22 protein-coding genes and 2 pseudogenes are annotated in these 19040 nt (G+C 69.5%); 9 read left to right on the top strand and 15 right to left on the bottom strand.

Annotated elements, in window-relative coordinates:
• Positions 1-150: 150 nt before the first annotated feature.
• Together HEP81_RS00915 and HEP81_RS00910 are read left to right on the top strand one after the other, a co-directional pair.
• Entirely contained in the window at positions 151-882 is a 732-nt protein-coding gene (locus HEP81_RS00915) for an IS5/IS1182 family transposase (protein WP_037664472.1), read from the top strand.
• A 191-nt stretch (positions 883-1073) separates the two neighbouring features.
• Complete coding sequence (locus HEP81_RS00910; protein WP_182786078.1) at positions 1074-2183, top strand: IS630 family transposase; 1110 nt, start codon at positions 1074-1076, stop codon at positions 2181-2183.
• Here HEP81_RS00910 and HEP81_RS00905 read toward each other — a convergent pair.
• The 6 genes and pseudogenes from HEP81_RS00905 to HEP81_RS00885 all read right to left on the bottom strand — a co-directional run bounded on the left by HEP81_RS00905 (position 2172) and on the right by HEP81_RS00885 (position 7552).
• A complete protein-coding gene (locus tag HEP81_RS00905; protein WP_037664039.1) occupies positions 2172-2711 on the bottom strand; it encodes a hypothetical protein in 540 nt (179 codons plus the stop codon). The two genes, HEP81_RS00910 and HEP81_RS00905, sit on opposite strands and share 12 nt — an antisense overlap.
• A 703-nt stretch (positions 2712-3414) precedes the next feature.
• A pseudogene (locus HEP81_RS42520) lies at positions 3415-3568 on the bottom strand (IS1380 family transposase); the annotation flags it as partial.
• Positions 3569-3651: 83 nt separating this feature from the next.
• Positions 3652-4515, bottom strand: a complete 864-nt coding sequence (locus tag HEP81_RS00900; RefSeq protein WP_037664037.1) for an alpha/beta fold hydrolase — start codon at positions 4513-4515, stop codon at positions 3652-3654.
• 91 nt (positions 4516-4606) lie between these two features.
• Entirely contained in the window at positions 4607-5611 is a 1005-nt protein-coding gene (locus tag HEP81_RS00895; RefSeq protein ID WP_037664034.1) for an NADP-dependent oxidoreductase, read from the bottom strand.
• Positions 5612-5746: 135 nt separating this feature from the next.
• Positions 5747-6802 (bottom strand): aldo/keto reductase, encoded by a 1056-nt coding sequence (locus tag HEP81_RS00890; protein ID WP_037664031.1) that lies wholly within the window; start codon positions 6800-6802, stop codon positions 5747-5749.
• A gap of 57 nt (positions 6803-6859) precedes the next feature.
• The gene (locus tag HEP81_RS00885; RefSeq protein WP_037664029.1) at positions 6860-7552 is read right to left on the bottom strand and encodes an SDR family oxidoreductase; all 693 of its coding nucleotides are present in this window, start codon (positions 7550-7552) and stop codon (positions 6860-6862) included.
• A 115-nt stretch (positions 7553-7667) separates the two neighbouring features.
• On the opposite strand from HEP81_RS00885, the gene HEP81_RS00880 reads away from it, so the two are divergent.
• The 5 genes from HEP81_RS00880 to HEP81_RS00860 all read left to right on the top strand — a co-directional run bounded on the left by HEP81_RS00880 (position 7668) and on the right by HEP81_RS00860 (position 10992).
• Positions 7668-8228 (top strand): TetR/AcrR family transcriptional regulator, encoded by a 561-nt coding sequence (locus HEP81_RS00880; protein WP_037664027.1) that lies wholly within the window; start codon positions 7668-7670, stop codon positions 8226-8228.
• Between the two features lie 520 nt (positions 8229-8748).
• Positions 8749-8955 (top strand): hypothetical protein, encoded by a 207-nt coding sequence (locus HEP81_RS00875; protein ID WP_037664026.1) that lies wholly within the window; start codon positions 8749-8751, stop codon positions 8953-8955.
• Positions 8956-9149: 194 nt separating this feature from the next.
• The gene (locus HEP81_RS00870; protein ID WP_063755304.1) at positions 9150-9698 is read left to right on the top strand and encodes a DUF5994 family protein; all 549 of its coding nucleotides are present in this window, start codon (positions 9150-9152) and stop codon (positions 9696-9698) included.
• 251 nt (positions 9699-9949) lie between these two features.
• Positions 9950-10222, top strand: coding sequence for a hypothetical protein (locus HEP81_RS00865; RefSeq protein WP_037664056.1), 273 nt, complete (start codon positions 9950-9952; stop codon positions 10220-10222).
• A 284-nt stretch (positions 10223-10506) separates the two neighbouring features.
• Positions 10507-10992: a DUF5994 family protein gene (locus HEP81_RS00860; protein WP_037664024.1), complete on the top strand. Its 486-nt coding sequence runs from the start codon at positions 10507-10509 to the stop codon at positions 10990-10992.
• A gap of 172 nt (positions 10993-11164) precedes the next feature.
• On the opposite strand, the gene HEP81_RS00855 is transcribed toward HEP81_RS00860, so the two are convergent.
• The 3 genes and pseudogenes from HEP81_RS00855 to HEP81_RS00845 form a co-directional block, all read right to left on the bottom strand.
• Positions 11165-12433: an ATP-binding protein gene (locus tag HEP81_RS00855; protein WP_037664022.1), complete on the bottom strand. Its 1269-nt coding sequence runs from the start codon at positions 12431-12433 to the stop codon at positions 11165-11167.
• Positions 12434-12552: 119 nt separating this feature from the next.
• Positions 12553-13284, bottom strand: a pseudogene (locus tag HEP81_RS00850) (slipin family protein); the annotation flags it as partial.
• An 18-nt stretch (positions 13285-13302) separates the two neighbouring features.
• Positions 13303-13998, bottom strand: a complete 696-nt coding sequence (locus HEP81_RS00845) for a DUF5994 family protein (protein ID WP_037664053.1) — start codon at positions 13996-13998, stop codon at positions 13303-13305.
• 351 nt (positions 13999-14349) lie between these two features.
• Between HEP81_RS00845 and HEP81_RS41040 the strand changes: the two genes are divergently transcribed.
• Together HEP81_RS41040 and HEP81_RS00840 are read left to right on the top strand one after the other, a co-directional pair.
• Positions 14350-14943 (top strand): DUF5994 family protein, encoded by a 594-nt coding sequence (locus tag HEP81_RS41040; RefSeq protein ID WP_338058734.1) that lies wholly within the window; start codon positions 14350-14352, stop codon positions 14941-14943.
• Positions 14944-14956: 13 nt separating this feature from the next.
• Complete coding sequence (locus tag HEP81_RS00840) at positions 14957-15109, top strand: hypothetical protein (RefSeq protein ID WP_157854686.1); 153 nt, start codon at positions 14957-14959, stop codon at positions 15107-15109.
• A gap of 115 nt (positions 15110-15224) precedes the next feature.
• Here HEP81_RS00840 and HEP81_RS00835 read toward each other — a convergent pair whose 3' ends face one another.
• The 6 genes from HEP81_RS00835 to HEP81_RS00810 all read right to left on the bottom strand — a co-directional run bounded on the left by HEP81_RS00835 (position 15225) and on the right by HEP81_RS00810 (position 19002).
• Positions 15225-16466, bottom strand: a complete 1242-nt coding sequence (locus HEP81_RS00835) for a PP2C family protein-serine/threonine phosphatase (protein WP_037664019.1) — start codon at positions 16464-16466, stop codon at positions 15225-15227.
• A gap of 347 nt (positions 16467-16813) precedes the next feature.
• A complete protein-coding gene (locus tag HEP81_RS00830; RefSeq protein WP_099054839.1) occupies positions 16814-16969 on the bottom strand; it encodes a DUF6131 family protein in 156 nt (51 codons plus the stop codon).
• Between the two features lie 85 nt (positions 16970-17054).
• On the bottom strand, positions 17055-17660 hold the full coding sequence (locus tag HEP81_RS00825) for a hypothetical protein (protein ID WP_037664018.1): 606 nt from the start codon (positions 17658-17660) through the stop codon (positions 17055-17057).
• 28 nt (positions 17661-17688) lie between these two features.
• Positions 17689-18315, bottom strand: coding sequence for a DUF6286 domain-containing protein (locus tag HEP81_RS00820; RefSeq protein ID WP_243279246.1), 627 nt, complete (start codon positions 18313-18315; stop codon positions 17689-17691).
• A gap of 112 nt (positions 18316-18427) precedes the next feature.
• Complete coding sequence (locus HEP81_RS00815) at positions 18428-18835, bottom strand: Asp23/Gls24 family envelope stress response protein (RefSeq protein ID WP_037664016.1); 408 nt, start codon at positions 18833-18835, stop codon at positions 18428-18430.
• The gene (locus tag HEP81_RS00810; protein ID WP_157854685.1) at positions 18832-19002 is read right to left on the bottom strand and encodes a hypothetical protein; all 171 of its coding nucleotides are present in this window, start codon (positions 19000-19002) and stop codon (positions 18832-18834) included. The genes HEP81_RS00815 and HEP81_RS00810 overlap by 4 nt, the downstream gene beginning before the upstream one ends.
• Between the last annotated feature and the right edge of the window lie 38 nt (positions 19003-19040).

Genomic DNA, 19040 nt, shown 5'->3' with positions numbered 1-19040 from the left:
CGTGTAGCCGCGTCTTTCTGCTTCAGTGAACAGTGAGCATTTTCAGGGTGGCCACTGATCGGGTGACGAGGTCAACGTCCGCAACGCACGAGGCTCCTGTGCCGTTGAGAGAGGTGTTCGACGTCTCAACTCATCAGCGCAGGAGCCTCGTTGGTTCCGTATCCTGCCGCACTCGACCTGCCTCACGCCCTGGTCGAGTGGGTAACCATGCTCATCGTCACCCGTGAGGGTGACCGCCGCTGCAAGCTACCGCCTCACCAGCGTGCTCTCGTCGGCTTGATCTACCTTCGCCGGCACGACCCACTCGCGCAGATCGCCGCTGGTTTCGGCATATCCGTCGGCACCGCCCATGCCTACGTGACGGCCCTCGTGGATCACCTGTCCCACCGGGCGCCCGGCCTGCTGCGAGTTCTGCGGGAGACCGATCCCGAGCACGTCCTGCTCGACGGGACCCTCGCCGAGTGCGACCGGGTCGGCGACAGCCGGGCGGACTTCTCCCAGAAGCACCGCCGCCACGGCGTGAATGTACAGGTCGTGGCCGATCCCACGGGCAAGCTGCTGTGGATCTCGCCCGCACTGCCCGGCCGCACCCACGATCTCACCGCGGCCCGCACCCACCGCATCATCCGGATCTGCGAACGCCAAGGCGTTCCCGTCCTCGGCGCCGGCTACTGGGTGACCACACCGATCAGACGGCTCCCGCACCAGGACCTCAGCCCGACCCAACGGACAATCAACCGAGCTCTGTCAGCAGCGCGAGCTCCAGTCGAACGAAGCGTCGCGAGGCTGAAGTCCTGGCGGATCTTCCGCCGGGCCCGTTGCAGCCCCAACCGCCTGTCGTCAATCTCCGCCGCCGTCCTCACCCTGGAGCGTCAACGCTGAAAGACCTCAGTGCGTGCATGATCCGAAGGGCTCGGTCGGCGAGGGGACGCGACAGGTACAGCGGGATGACTTCCGGCTTGCCCCTGGTGTCGGTCACCCTCTGGGATCGGCCGAGAGCCTTGCGCGTTGCACGAACGAGACGATGAGGTCGATCTAGTGTCCTGAGTCCTTGATCCATCGTTGGTCAGGACATGGGACGTCCTGGGCCGAGACTGGCCGAGTTGGTGTTGTCGGATCACGAGCGGCGGGTGCTCGGTGGGTTGGTGCGGGGGCAATCGACGCCGCAGGCTCTGGCGTTGAGGGCCCGAATCGTGCTGGCGTGCGCCGAAATGGAGCCTGATGGACTGCCCCGGTCGGCCAGTTCGGTGGCCGCTGCCGCCGGGGTGACCACGGAGACGGTATCCAAGTGGCGGGGCCGTTTCCTCAGAGACCGGCTGGACGGCCTGGGTGACGCGCCCCGCCCGGGCCGGGAGCGGACGGTCACCGATGAGCAAGTCGCCGAGCTGGTCCGGATGACGCTGGAGACGAAGCCGAAGAACGCCACGCACTGGTCGACACGCTCGATGGCCGAGCGGGTCGGCCTGTCCCAGTCCACCGTCTCCCGGGTCTGGCGGGCCTTCGGCCTTCAGCCCCACCGGGCCGAGTCATTCAAGCTGTCCACCGATCCATTCTTCGTCGACAAGGTCCACGACGTGGTCGGGCTCTACCTCGACCCGCCCGAAAGGGCACTGGTGCTCTGCGTCGACGAGAAGTCCCAGATCCAGGCACTGGACCGCTCTCAGCCTGTGCTGCCGATGATGCCCGGTGTCCCGCAACGGGCCAGCCACGATTACGTGCGCGCGGGCACCACGACGCTGTTCGCCGCTCTGAACACGGCCACCGGCAAAGTCATCGGCTCACTGCATCGCCGCCACCGCACTGCCGAGTTCAAGAAGTTCCTGGCCAAGCTGGAGCGCGAGATCCCGACCGGCCTGGAGGTGCACCTCGTCCTGGACAACTACGCCACTCACAAGACCGAGACGATCAAGAAGTGGCTGCTGGCCCATCCCCGTTTCCAGCTGCATTTCACACCCACCGGCTCGTCCTGGCTGAACCTGGTCGAGCGGTGGTTCGCCGAGCTGACCAGCAAGAAGCTCCGCCGCGGCGTCCACCGCTCCGTCCAGGCCCTCGAACGAGACATCCGGGCCTGGGTCGCCGACTGGAACGACAACCCTCGCCCATACGTCTGGACCAAGACCGCCGATCAAATCCTCGAATCCCTCGCCAGCTACTGCCGACGGATCAAAGACTCAGGACACTAGGGTCTCGGGCACGTCGATGGCAGGCACGGGAAGAGGCTGAGCGGCCTTCTCGGCCTCCTCGTCAATCAGCGTGAAGACGCAGTCGCCGCGCTGTCGGCCGTTCCACCGCAGCTTGTGCCCTGTGGGTACGTGCCCATGGTGGAGTGCGTCGTAGTACGCCGCCCGCCATCGACCCCGGGTCTGCGCGGCAGGATCGGGAACCGCGATCTTCCCCGGGGCCGACTGCAGACGGGAGATTAGCTCGGCTCCGTCGGCCGGAGCCCGCGCGGCCTGGGCGGCATCGCCCTCCAGCCGCTCCTTCTCGACCTGGACCTGCCGGGGATGCTTGCCGTGCTTGAGGTAGTAACGGCCGTCCGCAGTGACGACGGCGACGTGTCCGCTTCCACGCCAGGTTCGCTTGATCAAGTCCCGCTGTTCCAATGCCCAGGACGTCTGGATCCGGGCAGGTGGGATAGGCATCGCACTAGAAGCTGCCGCGATCTCGCGGAGCAAATCGACTTGGGGCTCCGTCAACGCGTACTTCACCACGTCGGCTCCTCGGCGGTCCGTGGACGGGAAGGCCAACCTAGGGGAGTGGACCGCACCTGGCGTGCGATGGTCCTCCATACAGGTACCTCAGGCTGTTACCGACCGCGGCCGTTATGGCGGCGGTATAGGGTCTCGCAGCGGTCTACCCCAGCGTCATCCACTCATCACCGTGACGCTCTTTTGACGCTCCGAGCCCTGTCCGTCTCCCTGGTCGAGTCGGAAAACGGCGTCTGACCTGCTGTTTCGTGCACAGCCGTCCGGGCCGACGCCTTTCCGATGACCTCGCATGTGGAGTGCGTGGCCATTCTTGGGCCCGTAGCAAAGGGCTCCTGACCTGCTGATTGTCTGATTCCCCAGGTTGCGGGCGGGTTGTGCCGACCTGTTTCTGTAGGCCCACCGGGTGGAGCATGTTGCCGGTTTCCGTCACGTGCCTCACCTGCGGTTTCGTAGTGGGGCGTGGGTCGAGAACGCTCTGTCTCAACGCCGTCAGGGACGGGTTCGGAAATGTCTTGACGCTCGTTCGACGCTGTTTCTGACGGCGCGTGAGGTGGTCGTCCTGGATCAGCTAGCGTGGGTCAATCGACGTGTCGGGCTTGACCCGTCGAGCAGCGCGTCGGCCTCGAAGTTTCATGACGGTTCGTCGGCGGAGTCGGTGGACCGCTTTCGTGCCGTGGGTTGAGGGTGCGCATGCCGAAGATCCGATGGGGCGGGCACGGGGGGTGAGCCGGTCGAGGGCTGGGGTGATGTGACCGGTCCAGGGCCAGTGCCGGCGAGGCGGAGGTTTCACCGACGGCCGGTGGTGACGAGCTGTCCGGCCGTGGTCAGCAGGCGAGCCGCAGTCGGTGGGGCTCCCAGAGTGGCGGCGATGTGTGAGGACGGATTTCCTGGTGCCGGTCTCGCTGAGTGCGGGGCAGGGGCCATGGACCTGTCCGGCGGCTGGCTACCGTTCCAGGAATTCGAGCGCCCGCGGGACGAATCTGTCGTGGTGCTGGAAGATCCCTCCGTGTCCGGCGTCGGGGTAGAGGGGTTCCAGTTCGCCCTGGGGCAGCCGGGCCGCCAGGTCGACGGTGTTGACGCTCGGGACCATGCGATCGCTCTCGCCGTTGGCCACCAGGACCGGTTGGTGGATGCGCGACAGATCGGCCGGTGCCTGGCGGCCCCAGCGGTGGATGGCCTTCAGCTGGGCGCGGAATGATGAGAGCGAGATGGCTTTGTCGCGGTCGTTCGTGCGTTCCTTCAGCCGGTCCAGGAAGGCGTGGGCCGCCCGGCGGCCACCCGCGGTGTCGGTGAAGAAGAGGTACTGCTTGGGGTCCTTGCGGGTCAGGACTGCCTTGACGGTGTCCTTGATGGTGAGGCTTGTGACCTTGTCGATGCCGGGGCCTCCGGCGGGGCCCGTGCCCGCGAGGATGAGCTTGCGTACAAGATCGGGTTCTTCTGCCGCGATGACCTGGGCGATGAAGCCGCCCATCGACAGGCCGAGCAGGTCGACTCTGTCGTACCCGAGGGCCCGGATGAACAGCACGGCGTCGCGAGCCATCGCCTCGATCGTGTCGGGTCTGGAACCGCCGGACGCGCCGACACCGCGGTTGTCGAAGGTGATCACGGGGCGCCGGGCGGCGAGTCCGTCGACGACGCGGGGATCCCAGTTGTCAAGGACTGCGGACAGGTGGTTGAGGAGGATCAGGGGTACGCCGTCGTTCGTGCCGAGCCGCCGGTAGGCGAAGGTCACGCCACGCACGGACACGGAGTGGTTCGGCGTGTTCTTGTACGACATCGGGGCGGGCGAACTGGACGGTGTGCTCATGGCCGGGTCCTGAGGTGGTGTGGCGGGGGAGTGGGGCGTGCAGGGTCTTGTTGCTGTCGGAGGTGACTGGCGCCTGGGACTCTTTTTCCCCTTACGTCATCGCGACGACGACTTTGCCGGCCTTTGCCCGTCCCCTCTCGACGTATTCCATGGCCTGGAGGGTTTCTTCGAACGGGAAGACGCGGTCGACGACGGGGCGGATCTTCCCGGTGTCGATGAGGGGGGTCAGTTCGCGCAGTTGGTCGCCGCTGGCTTTCATGAACAGGAACGAGTACGTCACACCGTGGCGCCTGGCTTTGCGCCGGGTTCTGAAGCTGAGGGCGGTCATGGCCAGGCGGAGGATCGGGTTCGCACCCAGTTCGCGGGCGAAGGCCGGGTCGGGCGGCCCCGCGACGCTGATGACCATGCCGCCGGGCTTGAGAACGCGCAGCGACTTGGCGAGGTTCTCGCCGCCGAGGCTGTCGAGTACGACGTCGTAGTCGTCGAGGACCTCTTCGAAGTCCTGGGTGCGGTAGTCGATGACGACGTCCGCGCCGAGGTCCCAGGCCAGGTCGACCTTGGCGGTGCTCACGGTGGTGGCCACGTGAGCGCCCAGCGCCTTGGCCAGCTGGACGGCGATGGAGCCGAGGCCGCCGGCGCCCGCGTGGACGAGGACCTTCTGGCCCGGCTGCACGCGGGCCCGCTCGACCAGTGCCTGCCATGCGGTGAGGGCGACCAGGGGGAGGGAGGCGGCCTCGGCCATGGTGAGGGTGGCCGGTTTGGGCGCCAGGTCGTCCTGGTGGACGGCGATGAGTTCGGCGAAGGTGCCGATGCGGTCCTTGTGGGGCCGGGCGTAGACCTCGTCGCCCACGGCAAAGCGGTCGACGGACGGGCCGACCCGGACGACGGTCCCGGCGAGGTCGTTGCCCAGGACGAGCGGGAGGCGGTAGGGCAGGATCGCCTTGAGGTCTCCGTTGCGGATCTTCATGTCCAGCGGGTTGACGCCCGCCGCGTGGATCTTGACCAGGACGTCGTCGGCGCCCACCTGGGGGTCGGGTGCTTCGGCGGCGCGCATCCCGGCCTGGTCGCCGTACTTCTCGACCATGAAAGCTTTCATAGTTGTCTCCGTTCCGTTTCCCGTCCGGGAAAGGTCGGGGTCTCCGCTCGCCCCGGGCTTCTCCCAGTACGAGACAGCTGTGTTGCGCTCCTAGCTGCGGCGCGGGCGCACCTCGTCCTCAGCCGCGTTCACCCATCAGGCCACCGGCACGACCGAGGCGGTGACGCGGTCGGCGGCGCCTCCCTGGAGGCGGTCCAAGGTGGCGGCGATCCCTTCGTGGGGCACGCCGAGCGGCACCGCGCTGACCTCGGCCAGGCGGGTGTACTGCTCATCGGTCAGCTGGACGTCGAGGGCGCCGAGGTAGCTGTCGAGCTGGGAGAGACTGCGCGGGCCGATGATCGGGACGAGCGTGGCAACGGAGCGGGCGGCGCGCTCGCGCACCCAGGCCACCGCCACCTGGGCGGGCGTCACGCCGGTCTCCTCGGCGATCGCCAGGACGGCGTCGACGACGGCGGTCTTCTGGCCGGTGCTCTCGGTGTGGATGACCATGCCCAGGTCGCTCAGGCGCCCCTCGGCGGAGCTGCGGTACTTGCCGGTGAGCAGTCCGCCGCCGAGCGGGGACCACAGGGCTGCGCCGAGCCCGAGGCTCTCGGCCATGGGCAGGAGCTCACGGTCGGCGGTGCGCTCGACGAGGCTGTACTCGTGCTGGATGCCCACGATCGGGGCCCAGTTCTTCAGGTCCGCGAGGGTTACCGCGCGCGAGACGCGCCAGGCGGGGAAGTTGGACAGCGCGGCGTGGTGGATTTTGCCGGCGCTCACCAGGTCGTCGAGCCCGCGCAGGAGTTCCTCCATCGGAGTGAGCTCGTCGGGGAAGTGCACCCACAACAGGTCGATGTAGTCGGTCCCCAGGCGCTTCAGGCTGGCCTCGACCGAGGCGACCATGGTCTTGCGGCTGTTGCCGGTCTTGGAGATGTCCGGCTGCGGGGCCGCGCCGAGGGTGAACTTCGTGGCCAGGACGAAGTGGTCGCGGTCGGCGGAGATCAGCTTTCCGGTCAGTTCCTCAGACTCGCCGAACTGGTAGCCGTCCGCGCTGTCGAGAAAGGTGCCGCCGCCCTCGGCGAACCGGTCGAAGATCCGCCGGGCCTCGTCGGGCTTGGCGCCTGCGCCCCAGCCGGTGCCGAAATTCGCGGTGCCGAGCGCGTACTCGGAGACGCGCAGTCCGGTCCGGTGGCCGAAGGTCGTGTAGCGCATGAGATGTCCTTGCATGAGGGGTGTGAGGGTGGTCGCGCCGGGGCGGAGGGGTGAGCGTCAGTCCGCGTTCGGCTGGGGTGCCGCGGACAGGCTCTGCTTGACGTACCGGCTGGTCTCGTCGGCGAGGATCTCGGGCAGGCCGGTCTCGATGCCGTACAGGGCCTGGGCCGCGACGTCGGCGGCGGCGACCTTCTGATCGGCGGGCACGCCGGCGGCCATGTCGGTGTCCATGTAGCCGACGTGCAGCGCCGAGACGGTGATCCCGCGCGGTGCCAGCTCCTCACGGGTCGCGTCGCTCAGCGCCCAAGTGGCGGCCTTGGACGCGGCGTAGGAGCCGAGTCCTGCCGGGTGGAACCAGGACAGGGCGGACAGGACGTTGAGCACGGCGCCGCCGCCGTTGCCCTCGATGACGGGGGCGAAGGCGCGGGTCGCGGCGAGCGGGCCGAAGAAGTTGGTCTCCATCTCCCGGCGCACCTCAGCCACGTCGCCTCCCGTCAGCGTCGCGCCGGTGGAGATGCCCGCGTTGTTGATCAGCAGTGTCGCGTCGGACGCCACGCGCGCGGCCTCTCGTATCGACGCCTCGTCCGTGACGTCCAGCCGCAGCGGGATGACGCCCGGCACGTCGACTGTCTCGGGGCGTCGGGCCCCGCCGTACACCTTCGCGCCGCGCTCGACGAGCTGGGCGGCCAGGTGCCGCCCGAAGCCCCGGTTGGCGCCGGTGACGACTGCGACCGCGTTCCTCAGTTCCATGTTCACTCCTGGCCGTGGCGGGCGGCGGCGGCCACCCGCAACTGTTTAGATTATGGATGCAATCTAAACATGGGTCTATGATAGATGCCAGTCGACATCTAAATGGGAGGTGACCATGGGCCGCGTATCGCTGGCGCAGGCGGAGGAAAATCGCAGGCGGGTGGTGGACACCGCGTCCCGGCTGTTCCGGGAGCAGGGCATGCAGGTCAGCGTCGCCGACCTGATGAAGGTGGCCGGTCTGACTCACGGCGCCTTCTACAAGCAGTTCGCCTCCAAGGAGGCGCTCGTCGACGAGGCCACCGCCCACGCCTTCGCCGAGCTCGCCCAGCGCTACAGCGCCGGGCTCGAGCGGCACGACGGGCAGCGCGCCGCCGCCCAGCAGGCGCTGATCGACGCATACCTCTCCGTCGAGCACCGCGACGACCCGGCGGACGGCTGCCCGGTCGCCGCGCTCGCCACCGACATCGCGCGCGAGGGCGGGGGGCGCGAGGCCCGTCGCGTCTACGCCGAGGGGGTGGCCGACTTCGCCGGTTTCCTGGCCAGTGACGACCAGGACGGCATCGTCCGCCTTTGCACCCTGTTCGGTGCGCTGGTCCTGTCCCGGGCCACCAAGGGCTCCCCGCTCTCCGGGGAGATCCTCGCCGCCGCGCACGCAGCCTTGACTGAAGCAGGCTGATCACGGGCGCGGTGGCCGCGTCGTGGCAGCCGTTCGGTCCCCGGGGAAGTGACGAGCCGGTCGTCATGACGCTCGTTTGACGCTCTGCGCACGCGGAGAGGGAGGCAGAGAGCCGACATAGCGCTGTGACCTGGTATTTCACAGCATCTGCTCAGGCCGACATCTTTCCGATGGCCTCGCACATGGAGTGCGTGGCCATTTTGGAGCCCGCTACAAAGGGGCTCTGACCTGTAGTTCTCTCGGGTTGCTCAGGGTGTGGCCGTATGCGCCCCTCGGGCTCTCGCCAGCACACTTGTGCGCATGTTCGCGGAACCCCGGCAGGACCTCCTGAGCTTGCCGCCTCATGCAACTGCTCGACTCGACCGCTCCGGCCGACGTGACGCGTCGTTGGAGGAACGCCGCTGTCTCCTACCGCTCGGAGCGGAGTCGGCCCCTTGCTTTCCTAACAGCTCGAGGAGCGCGGCATCCGCCCTTTTCTGATCTTTCACCGTCCGCAAGGACGACGGTCTCGACATCAGGGATGTCGTCGCCCGCACTGCGGGACCTGGTGGCCCCGGTCATGGAGGCGAACCTCTGGGTCCAAGCCAGTCGCATGACCGGCTACCAGGGCCGAAACCTTGCTTGTACAGGTTTCGGCCGCCAGTCCGTATCCATCACCTCCGTCGCCGTCATCCTGGACCCGTCCGCACTGCTGTACGTGACGTCCAAGCGAAAGGACTGGCTCTGACCGGCCCGGTGCCGGGCACTGGCGGCCAGGCTCCTGAGGCAGGAAAACACCTGGTCACCCCCGGCTTTCGGGCCGGTGGGCGGAGTAGTGTGAAGGCACCGGGAGTACTTCGCGCACCGGCTCCGCTGCGGGTGCCGTTTCCGGAGATCGACAATGCCGGGCCGCACCCACGAGCCCGGGGACAGGTCCGCGCCATGCCCGTGACCATTGACCGTACGACATCGAGCAGGCGCGCGCCGCCGCAGCCGGCTCGGCTGTCCCTGACGCCCGCGCCCGGCGGGCTGGACGGCACGTGGTGGCCTCGCTCCCGTGCCCTCACCCGTGAGCTGCCCGCCCTGACGGCTGCACTGGGCGAACGTTGGGGCCGCATCACAGGTGTCACCGTGCACCCGGCCCACTGGCCCGTCATCCCGCACTGGGTGTCCGTCGCCGGGCGCACCGTGCAGGTGGGCTGGTCCACCGAGGCCCAGGATCCGCACAGGCTGACTCTCTCCCTGCCCGACGGCCACCGAGACGTGCTGGTCATTCCGCCGGAAACCGGTGCAGAGGCAGCCGCGCAGCTGATGGCGGGCGACGGCATCGACGCCCCGGACCGGGGGCAAGCAGCAGAAAGGATCGACGCCCGGATCAGGGAAGAAGCGTGGGAGACCGACGGCGGAGCAGGCCGGGCCGGCGTCCCTGCCCCGGCATATCGGATCGGCAGGCCCTTCGCCGGCCGTTCGACGGAGGTGAGAGAACCATGACGGTCATCGCCGCGGCCGCGCTGCTCCTTCTGACCGCCGTCGGAGTCGTTCTGATCCACCAGCTCAACGCTCAGCACGACGAACGGATCATCGCCTTCCACTACAGCGATGTTCTGCCGGGGATCGGGCGCCGGCCCCGGAGGTACGGTCGCCCGGCGGTGGACGCGATCGTTCCGACGCGCCCCACCGCGACGGCTACCGCGGATGACATCGACTTCGGCCCGGCCGTGGGCAGTAGAGGAAGGCGCGTCATGGCGATATTGCGAGACCGGAAGACGTACCGCGAGAGGATCATGCAGGCTCTGTACCAAGCCGCCGAGGGCAATCGCCTGCTGGGCGTCGGTGGGGCGAAGCTCCGCACCGACCTCGGGATCCCTGAGCAGGACATGGCCGCTGCCTGTATGTACCTGGCGGGCGAAGGCTGGGTCGTCGTGGACTGGGGGAGGGGCAACACGCCCGCGATGATCACGCTGACGCACCAGGGGATCCGGCAGATGGAGATGGAAGAGGAAGGGCGTGGCTGAGCCGCCGCGTCGGCTTCTCGGACCGAAGTGAACCCTCGCAAGGATTGCTTATGGCGGATTAGTCCCTTTGGCGTAACCTGGAAGGCGGGTCGGCGCACGCTCACGTGCAATGACCCGGAAGGGCGGCTCCGGCGGGTATACGCCGGAGCCGTTGCGTGTTTCCGCAACCGCGCCCTGCGGCGAAGCGCCTGCGGGAGCGTCGTGCGGAGTACCGTGAGGTAGCAGGGTCGTATCGTGGCAGCGCGTCCTGCGGTCGCACTGCTCTCTGCGGACGGGCGGACACCATGGCCGACTCAGACACCCCCGACCTCCCCAGGCTCCTGCCGGACGCCGTCCACCGGTCGGTGCACCCCGGGACGGCCCTGGTGCGGCTGGAGACCACACACGCACGCGAGGGAATCCTGGACGGCGCATGGTGGCCGCGGTCCCGGGACATCGGTGCGGAACTCCCCTCGCTGATCTCCGCGTTGACCGAGCACCTCGGACCTGTCACCCGGGTCGGTCTGGACGGCAGTGCCTGGGACGAACTGCCGACCCGGGTGATGGTCGACGGCCGAGTCGTGCACATCGACTCCTTTCCGGTCGGTGACGACACCGTCCTCATCACCCGGGGCGACCGGGACCATTTCTCCCTGATGCTGGTCCCTCCGGACACGCCGCCCGATGCGGCACGCGCCGCGATGGCCCGGGCCGTACGGGCCGACAACGTCACCGCGGCCAGGCAGATCCTCATCGAGACGGGCAGCGACACGCCACCTACGCCGGCCTGACACGTCCGTCGCAGATCGACTCTCCACCTGCCTGGACGCTAGGGTCTTTCGTTTGGATCAGGCCGGATCAGGGAGCGGGGCCCGGTGCCGTGCATCGCAAGGCGGAGGAGCGACGGCAGCGGCGAGGCGCGGTGCCGGGCCCCGCGAGCCCGGCATGATCCAAACAGAGGCGCTAGATGCGGGCGAACTCCTCCGTCTGCTGGGCGAATTCCTGGGCCATGGCGGCGCTGACCGTGGGCTTGGTGTTGCGGATCGTGTCCAGGTAGTCGTCGGTGGTGGGGGTGGTCCGGGTTCCGGTGTCGAAGGTGCGCTCGAACTGGGCCTGGGAGACGGTGCGCGCCGCGTGGGCGATGTCGGCGGGGGTGAACCCCTCGCTGGCGGACGCGAGTACCGCACTGTCGGCCCGCGCGCCCGCTCGTGCCAGGTAGCTTTCCCACAGTGCGGTCCTGGCGGTGTGGTCGGGAGGGCCGATCGGCAGCACGTAGTCGAAGCGGCCGTGCCGCAGGAACGCGGAGTCGAGCGTGGTCACGTTGTTGGTGGCGCACACGAGCAGCCGTCCGTCCTGGCTGCGGAACCGGACGATCGCCTTGAGCAGTTCGTTGACGACGCCGACAGCGGTCGCGTCCGCGCCGCCGCGTTCGCCGGCGATCTCCTCGACCTCGTCGATGAAGACGAGGACGTGGTCGAGCCGGGAGATCTCGTCGAAGCGTCGGTTCAGCCCGGTCGCCAGGCCGTACTCGGCGGCCAGACGGGCGGGGAACAGTTCCAGGAAGGGCCATCCCAGGCGGCTGGCGATCGCGTGCGCGAACGTGCTCTTGCCGGTCCCGGGCGGGCCGAACAGCATCACCGCCCGCGGCAGTTCCACTCCGTGTTGCGCGGCCAGTTCGGGATGGGCCAGTGGCAGGACCAAGCGCCGCTCGATGAGCTGCTTCTCCCGTTGCATGCCCGCGACCTTCTGCCACAGCCCCCCTGGCGGCAGCTCCGCTCCGAGCGAGGACAGCGTGTCGGCCGACTGCGGGGTCACCGGTCCGCGTTTCTCGAAGAAGACCAGGCCGGGGTGGGCCGCGAAGTCGCAGTTGCGCAGGGCGGTGGCACCGGTCTCGCCCTCGGGCAGGGCGGCGTGCACCGCGCGGACACCGGAGGCGAAGAGCCGTTGCTCAAGGGCGGTGATCAGGGCACTGCCCAGCCCGCGCTGCCGCCAGCCGGGCGCCATGCAGATGCGCAGGATCCATGCCCGTTCGCCCTCCACCCTGCTCACCGCGGCGCCGATCAGCACGTCGTCGGCCGTGGCCACCACGGCCGGGTGGCGGGTCTGGAGGGCCGTCACGGCGTCCGAGAGCGGGAAGAGCGGCGGCAACTCGGTCGTGCCGCTCCGCATGTCGACACGGATCACCGCTTCGAGATCGTCCTGGGTGTAGTCCCTGACCCGCCAACCCGTCATGAGCAGCTCCGCGTGTTCGGCCGTACTCCCATCATCAGCCGGTGCCCGGAGGACGCGCGCGACAGGCGACGGTCACGAATCCTCCCTGGTGCCACGGATCGCTCGGGCCGTAGTCGGCTTCACGCCGCGCTGCCTGCCGGGCTGGGGGACGTGTCGGTGCGGCCGGTGCCGGCCGGTGGCGCTGCCGCGGCGGGTGCGGCGGCAGCGGATTCCCGGGCGAGGAAGGAGCCGAGCTCGCCGATCGTGCTCATGAGGGGGGCTGGGAAGACGACGGTGGTGTTCTGGTCGACACCGATCTCCACCAGGCTCTGGAGATTGCGCAGTTGAAGCGCCAGGGGGTGGGCCATCATGGTGTCCGAGGCGTCGCCGAGCGCGGCTGCGGCCAGGGACTCGCCCTCCGCGTTGATGATCTTCGCTCGCTTCTCCCGCTCGGCCTCGGCCTGGCGGGCCATGGCGCGCTTCATGGTGTCGGGCAGCTGGATGTCCTTGAGCTCGACCAGCGTGACCTGCACACCCCAGTCGACGGTGGTGACGTCGAGGATCTGGCGGATGTCCAGGTTGATACGGTCCGTCTCCGACAGCGTCTCGTCGAGCGTGTGCCGGCCGACGACCTTCCGCAGGGTGGTCTGGGCGATCTGGTTGATCGCCGCGTTGACGTTCTCCACGGCGACGACCGACTTCACGGTGTCGACGACCCGGAAGTAGGCGACCGCCGACACGTCAACGCTCACGTTGTCCCGGGTGATGATGCCCTGGGACTGGATCGGCATGGTGACGACCCGCAGCGACACCCGGTGCAGGGCGTCGGCGAACGGGATGATGAACCGCAGTCCCGGGGAGCGTGTTCCGAGAAGTCGGCCGTGGCTGTCTCACATGCCGATGACCAGGCGACTGGCGCGATCGGTCCGTGCCGGACGCTCGACGGCCGCTGAGGCGGGGCCGTCCCCGTACTTCCCTGCCTCGCCCGGTTCGAGTGGCCGGTCGGCGGCGGAGACGGCGTGCCGGGTCTCGTCCGCGGCCATGAGAGCGCTTGCGGTCAGCGGTGGGCCGTCGCAGTCGGACGCGGCCGCGATCAGGCGGGCCGCCGAATCCGTCTCGGTCTCGGGTGGGATGACCAGCAGGTCCCAGCGGCCGGTGCCGTAGGAGAGCAGCAAGAGCTTGTGCGGATCGATCTCCGGGGTGAACCATCCGACCTTGACGACATGACCGCCCACGGGGATCTTGTGCGGGATGACCGGCCAGAACTTCGGGTTGACGACGATGCGGGTGATGCGGCCCCACAGAGGGTCCAGCACATCGGTCAGTGCGGGCAGCTCGCTGGCCAGGTCCCGGGAGCGGGGCCACCAGGCACCGTCCAGGAGGCCGCGCGACGGGCCGTCGGTCTTCAGCGCGAGACGCGCGGCCGGGGCTGCGACGGGCTCGCGGTGTGGCAGGGGTTGATGCAAGGTCGCCGACATGATGCGGACCCGTCTCCGGGCCGCCCTGGCGGCGACCCGGGTTTCGTCTCTCGCCGGGAACGACCCGGCGTGGAAGCCGGTGTGCGAAATGCTCTCGGTGCTGTCCACGGTACTCCGCACACGCCGGGGCGGTTGGAGACGCCGCCGCGTTCCGTGAAACGGCTGTCGGTACCGGCGGCAGTGGGCCGAGGGCGCCGGGGCCCTTCGTGTGCCGGCTCCCGTACCGGTCTCACGCCCGACGGCCCGCATGCCCTGGCCCGGCACTCCCTGGCTGTGTGACGTGGGGGTGTTCCCCGTGTTCCGTTCAGCCCGTCGCTCCCCGCCGGTCCGCCGGGCTTCGGCGAGGAGTATCGTGGTGATTACCGAGAGCATCTCGTACACCGGCTTCCACGCCGGGTCGTCCTCGGCGATTCATGACAACCGGGCCGGCCGTGACCGGCCCGGGGTTGGGTCCGCGCCATGACCGCGATTCCGTTCACACCCGCAGTCGGAGGCCGGATCCCGTCTTCGTCACCGCTCCGACTCACGCTGGCGCCGGCCGGCGCCCCTCCGGCCCTGATCGACGGTGCCTGGTGGCCCCGTTCGCGCAACCTGACGGAGCAGCTCCCGGCGCTCGTCGAATATCTCGACCCGCTGTGGGGGCGGATCACCCGGATAGCGGTGAGCCGCGCGTTCTGGCTGGTCATCCCGGGAGCAGTGCCCGCGCACGGCCACATGGTGCGCGTCGGCTGGTCCCACGCCGGGCAGGACCCGCACACGCTGTTGCTGCTGTCCCACACTTTCGGCCGCTGGGACCTGCTGGTGATCCCACCGGAGACAGCCCCGGCCACCGCGGCCCGGCTCATGGCCACGGCCACCGACCCGTCGCGTAGCCTCACGGCGACCCGCCTGATCCATGGGCCGAACGTTTCCGGGCCGCGGCAGAGGCAGCGGCCGACTCGGACTCGCTCCGGGAGGCGGTCTGGGACTCCGAAGGCGGACACGACGCCCGCCACCCCGCCTCACGCACTCCTGACGGACCGGTCACCGGTCACGGGCCCACCACGGCAGTAGGAGTGTGAGAGATATGGGCACCTTCGTGACGGTGAGTGTGCTCCTCGCAATGATCGTCATTGGTGTGATCGTGATTCAGCTGTTCACCGCGAGCCACGATGAGACCCTGACCTCCGGCCGTACCCGGCGGTGGCGGTTCTCGCCATGGCACCGCACAGAGAAGTGAACCCGCTCCAAGGAGGATCGCGGGGCCGGTTCCGCCGGTAGGACTTACGCAGAGAGCGGCGGGAGGGGAACGTCCAGCGTGCCGGCGGCCATGTCCCCGGTCGTGCGCTGCCGGCTCACGCCGGGAAGGCGAGGTGGTCGGTGGGGCCCCCGTGCCATTCGATCAGCAGGAGCGTCGCATCGTCCGTGGTGATCCCGCCCCGCGCCCGTTGCAGCGTGTGGGAGAGGGAGCGCGCCACCGTCCGGATCTGTCGGGCCGTGGGCTCAAGGCGGTTCACCCACGCGATGAGCTGCTCCTCACCGAATTCCTCGCCGCCGACATCGCGCTCCTCTACCAGTCCGTCGGTGAAGCACATGATCCGGTCGCCGGGGGCGAGAGCCACTTCACTGATCCGGGGCTCGTGACCGCCGAAGCCTACGGGCAGCGTCGTCGGGCCCTGCAGCCGTCGTACGACACGGTGTCCACGAATCAACAAAGGAGCGGGATGTCCGGCGTTGACCCACTGAAGCCTGCCCGTGGCCGTGTTGAGCCGCATCATCTGAGCGGTCACGAAGTGGTCGGGGCCGAACTGCTCGGCGACGGCCCGGTCCATGAACGCATAGATCTCCGGCAGGCCGACGCTGATGCGCCGGGCATGCCGGTAGGCTCCGATGACCACCGTGGCCATCGTGGCGGCATCCAGTCCGTGGCCCATCGCGTCGATCATGGCCACATGCAGGACATCGCCGTTGAGGGCGTAGTCGAAGCTGTCGCCGGCCACGTCGTAGGCAGGTTCCAGTATCCCGGCCAGCTCGACCCGGGGCGTGGACATCGCCAGGGGTGGCAGCAGCGACCACTGGATCTCCGCCGCGACAGTCATCGGTTCTCTGCGGCGCAGTCGGAAGAACAGATCGGTGTAACCGTGCTTGGTCACCAGCATGTCGGCCACGAGTGAGGCGAGCCTGCGCAGCAGCCGTCGCTGGTCGTCCTGGAGGCGGTCCAGGGTGACGGCCATGACGCCCACCTGGTCGCCACCGTCCAGCAGGGGCAGATAGACCCGCACACCGCCGGCCTGCGGCACCTCGACGGGACGCGCCTCCTGGAAGGCACGACCGGCATCGGAGCCGTCGATCGGCTGCGGTTCCCCGGCTGCCAGCCCGTCACCCGGCAGGGGGACGAGCCACCTCTGGCCGTAGTCCTGCAAGAAGAGCGAGGTCTCGCGGCCGTCGAGCCTGCCGATCTGCCGTGCGACGAGCGGACCGAGCTGGTGCGGCGGCAACTCGTGCCCCTGGTCCAACAGGATTCCCAGAAGCTCCTCCCCGAAGTGCTCCGACCAGGTGGAGCCTTCCGCGGGCCCTTGCCGCTCACCGCCCGTCATCGTCGTGGCCCGGGGGGACGTTCTGGCGGATCTTCACGAAGGTGCTGTGCATACGAACTCCCGACGGAGACTCACCGGCCGACGCGTGGAACTTCCGTCCGGATCGTGGGGGCCGATCCGACTCCGCAACGAGTCGGCCGTGCGCTCGTGCGGCGGGGACCGGCACAACGGCCACCGGGCCCGCCCCGGCAGAGCCGCGGCGGCTGGTCGGCCCCGGCGGCGGCCTCAGCCGGATCGACCTCTCCGCCGCCGTCGTCGTCCGCCGCCGCGAACGCCTTGGTGGGGTCCGCGCCGTCTGCCGGCCTGCCCGCGGCCTGGATCACTGCCCTGCAGGGCAGTGATCCCGACTACCAGTAGTGGCGTCGACCGGCGACGGCGTGGCCCATCGCGCCGAGGATCCACAGGATGGCTCCGACGACCAACAGGATGATCCCGATGGTCCACAGGATGGACAGGCCGGTGAGGAAGCCGACGACGAGCAGAATGACGCCCAGGATGATCATGATCTCTCCTTCGGGGAGTGGCGCCGACGCGCCCGCGAACTGCTGTGGTTCGCAAGGGCGTCGGCGGGAACGGCCGATCTCCTCCTTACTTCACGCGGTGTGGTCCGTGGCGGCTGACCTGTAGACGGACCTCGGCGGGCATGTCGATGCCGGTGGCCCGACGTGCGGTACTGAGCGGGCCTTCGCACAGGGCACCGAGAGTGGCGCCGGGCGTGCCCTCGGGGGTGAGGGTGAGCTTGATGAGGGTGCGGTGGCGGCCCGGTCGGCCGGTGATGAGTACGGACGCATCGCCTACCCCTGGCAGGGCACCGGCTTCGTTCCCGATCGCCTCGCTGAGTGCGCGGTCGCGCAGGTCGACGCCCTCCTGCGAGGGTGTGTCGCCGACGGGCAGTGAGCCGGGGCGGCGTCGGTGCAGCTGGGCGAGCAGCCACCACAGGGCGAGCAGGGCGGTGAGGGCGAGTGCGGCGATGACTGCGGGCCACCACCACCAGCCCTGGCTGCTCCAGCGTGCCCGGTCGGCGGAGCCGAGCAGGACGTCGGCCGGGTGGGTCAGGGGCCAGCCGGCGGGCGGGGCCAGATCGTGCCGCCGGTAGAGGTCGAGCCCGGCGAAGAGGATGAGCAGTCCGCCGCCGAGGAAAACCAGTCCGGCGAGGGCCAGCAGAGTGCGGTTGAGAGCGGATCGCGGCGTCATGGCGGGCTCCGGTGCTGCGGGTCTTGTGTCAGCGGGTGGGTCGCCGCGTCCGTACGGCGATGCGGGGAGGACGGGCGAGGGCGAGCCGGTCGCGCTCCTCGGCGAGGACGGAGGTGAGGTCGTCCTTCACCTGTCGGGGGTCTCGGAAGCGGACCTCCGCGCGGGCTTTGATGCGGTGGCGGCCCACCATGACGTGGGCCGCGCCGACTCCGGGGACCCACATGGCGGCGTCGCGCAGCAGGACGGCGGCTCCGTCGCGGTCCACGAAGGCCCGCACTCGCGGGCAGCCGCCGGGTGAGCGCAGGGACAGCCAACGGCGCTGACCGGGGGTGAGGGCCAGGACGATCAGCCAGACGCCGACGGCGGCGGCCACGGCGGCCCCCGTCAGCATCCACACGTCGTCCACCGGGCGGGTTGCCAGTTCGTCGGCCAGGTGCCGTCGCCAGGCCGCGGCCGGACGTCCCGCCCGTACGGCGATGACATCGACGAGCGTTGCGACCGCGGCCACGAGGATCACCGCGGCGACCAGCGCCGCCGCGATGCGGCGCGCGGACCACTTGCGACGGGTTCGGTGCCCTCCTTCGCGCTCACCGGCTGTGAGGTCCGAGGTGGACACGTCGCGTTCGGCAGGGTCGGGCTCCTTCGTCAGCGGCACTTCGGCACGGTGCGTGGACGACGCGGAGCCGCGGCCCGGGGGACGTGGATCGGATGTCATCGCGATCGCCCTTCCTGCACGGCGTGCCCGGTGACCCGGGCCGCCCGGCCGCTCACCGGACCCGCCCCCGGCTCGAGTCGGCGGCGGTCACCAGCCGCCGGACGGTGAGGAGGACCTCTCCCACCCGCAGCCCGGTCAGCTGGGCGACCCGTTCGGCGACGTCCCGCTGGATCCGCTCGCAGACACGGGGGATGTCGGTGGGGTAGGGCAGGTCCATGGTCAGATGCAGGCGCACCGATCCGGTACGGACGGCGGCGGAGGCGTGGGGTGCAGCAGGCCCGCCCCGTTCGGGCGGTACGGCGGCGCGCCGCGACTGCGCCGCGCGCGCGGCCTGCTCGGCGATCCGGGCGACCACCCTGTCCGGGATGACGGTGGCGCCTCGCTCGGCCGGGGGCGGCAGCCCGGCGGCCGGCGCCGGCGGGCCCGGCCCCTCGCCGGGGGAACCGGGCCGGGTCCTCATCGCTGCCTCCGTGTCCGGAGGTCGAGGTCGCCCTGTACGACGAGGCCGACGATCAGCCCCGCCGCGCCCAGGACCAGCACCAGCAGAAAGGCCCAGAAGCCGCCGAAGTAACCCGCGAAGCCCAGGACCATGCCCGCCGCGAGGCCCGTCGTTGCTGCGTTCATCATGCACTCACCCGTCTCGCGCAGGAGCGTCGCCGTGCGCG

It is taken from the genome of Streptomyces griseofuscus, from assembly GCF_014673495.1.
In the GTDB taxonomy this organism is placed as follows: Bacteria; Actinomycetota; Actinomycetes; order Streptomycetales; family Streptomycetaceae; genus Streptomyces; species Streptomyces murinus.
Note: the sequence above shows the minus strand (reverse complement) of the source record. Positions and strands in the feature narration are given on the sequence as shown.

Bases quoted from the DNA above. Each gene is read 5' to 3' on its own strand.
- HEP81_RS00910 (WP_182786078.1), top strand. From the start codon at position 1,074: ATGGGACGTCCTGGGCCGAGACTGGCCGAGTTGGTGTTGTCGGATCAC.
- HEP81_RS00900 (WP_037664037.1), bottom strand. From the start codon at position 4,515: ATGAGCACACCGTCCAGTTCGCCCGCCCCGATGTCGTACAAGAACACG.
- HEP81_RS00895 (WP_037664034.1), bottom strand. From the start codon at position 5,611: ATGAAAGCTTTCATGGTCGAGAAGTACGGCGACCAGGCCGGGATGCGC.
- HEP81_RS00890 (WP_037664031.1), bottom strand. From the start codon at position 6,802: ATGCGCTACACGACCTTCGGCCACCGGACCGGACTGCGCGTCTCCGAG.
- HEP81_RS00885 (WP_037664029.1), bottom strand. From the start codon at position 7,552: ATGGAACTGAGGAACGCGGTCGCAGTCGTCACCGGCGCCAACCGGGGC.
- HEP81_RS00880 (WP_037664027.1), top strand. From the start codon at position 7,668: ATGGGCCGCGTATCGCTGGCGCAGGCGGAGGAAAATCGCAGGCGGGTG.
- HEP81_RS00875 (WP_037664026.1), top strand. From the start codon at position 8,749: ATGTCGTCGCCCGCACTGCGGGACCTGGTGGCCCCGGTCATGGAGGCG.
- HEP81_RS00870 (WP_063755304.1), top strand. From the start codon at position 9,150: ATGCCCGTGACCATTGACCGTACGACATCGAGCAGGCGCGCGCCGCCG.
- HEP81_RS00865 (WP_037664056.1), top strand. From the start codon at position 9,950: ATGGCGATATTGCGAGACCGGAAGACGTACCGCGAGAGGATCATGCAG.
- HEP81_RS00860 (WP_037664024.1), top strand. From the start codon at position 10,507: ATGGCCGACTCAGACACCCCCGACCTCCCCAGGCTCCTGCCGGACGCC.
- HEP81_RS00855 (WP_037664022.1), bottom strand. From the start codon at position 12,433: ATGACGGGTTGGCGGGTCAGGGACTACACCCAGGACGATCTCGAAGCG.
- HEP81_RS41040 (WP_338058734.1), top strand. From the start codon at position 14,350: ATGACCGCGATTCCGTTCACACCCGCAGTCGGAGGCCGGATCCCGTCT.
- HEP81_RS00840 (WP_157854686.1), top strand. From the start codon at position 14,957: ATGGGCACCTTCGTGACGGTGAGTGTGCTCCTCGCAATGATCGTCATT.
- HEP81_RS00835 (WP_037664019.1), bottom strand. From the start codon at position 16,466: ATGACGGGCGGTGAGCGGCAAGGGCCCGCGGAAGGCTCCACCTGGTCG.
- HEP81_RS00830 (WP_099054839.1), bottom strand. From the start codon at position 16,969: ATGATCATCCTGGGCGTCATTCTGCTCGTCGTCGGCTTCCTCACCGGC.
- HEP81_RS00825 (WP_037664018.1), bottom strand. From the start codon at position 17,660: ATGACGCCGCGATCCGCTCTCAACCGCACTCTGCTGGCCCTCGCCGGA.
- HEP81_RS00815 (WP_037664016.1), bottom strand. From the start codon at position 18,835: ATGAGGACCCGGCCCGGTTCCCCCGGCGAGGGGCCGGGCCCGCCGGCG.
- HEP81_RS00810 (WP_157854685.1), bottom strand. From the start codon at position 19,002: ATGATGAACGCAGCAACGACGGGCCTCGCGGCGGGCATGGTCCTGGGC.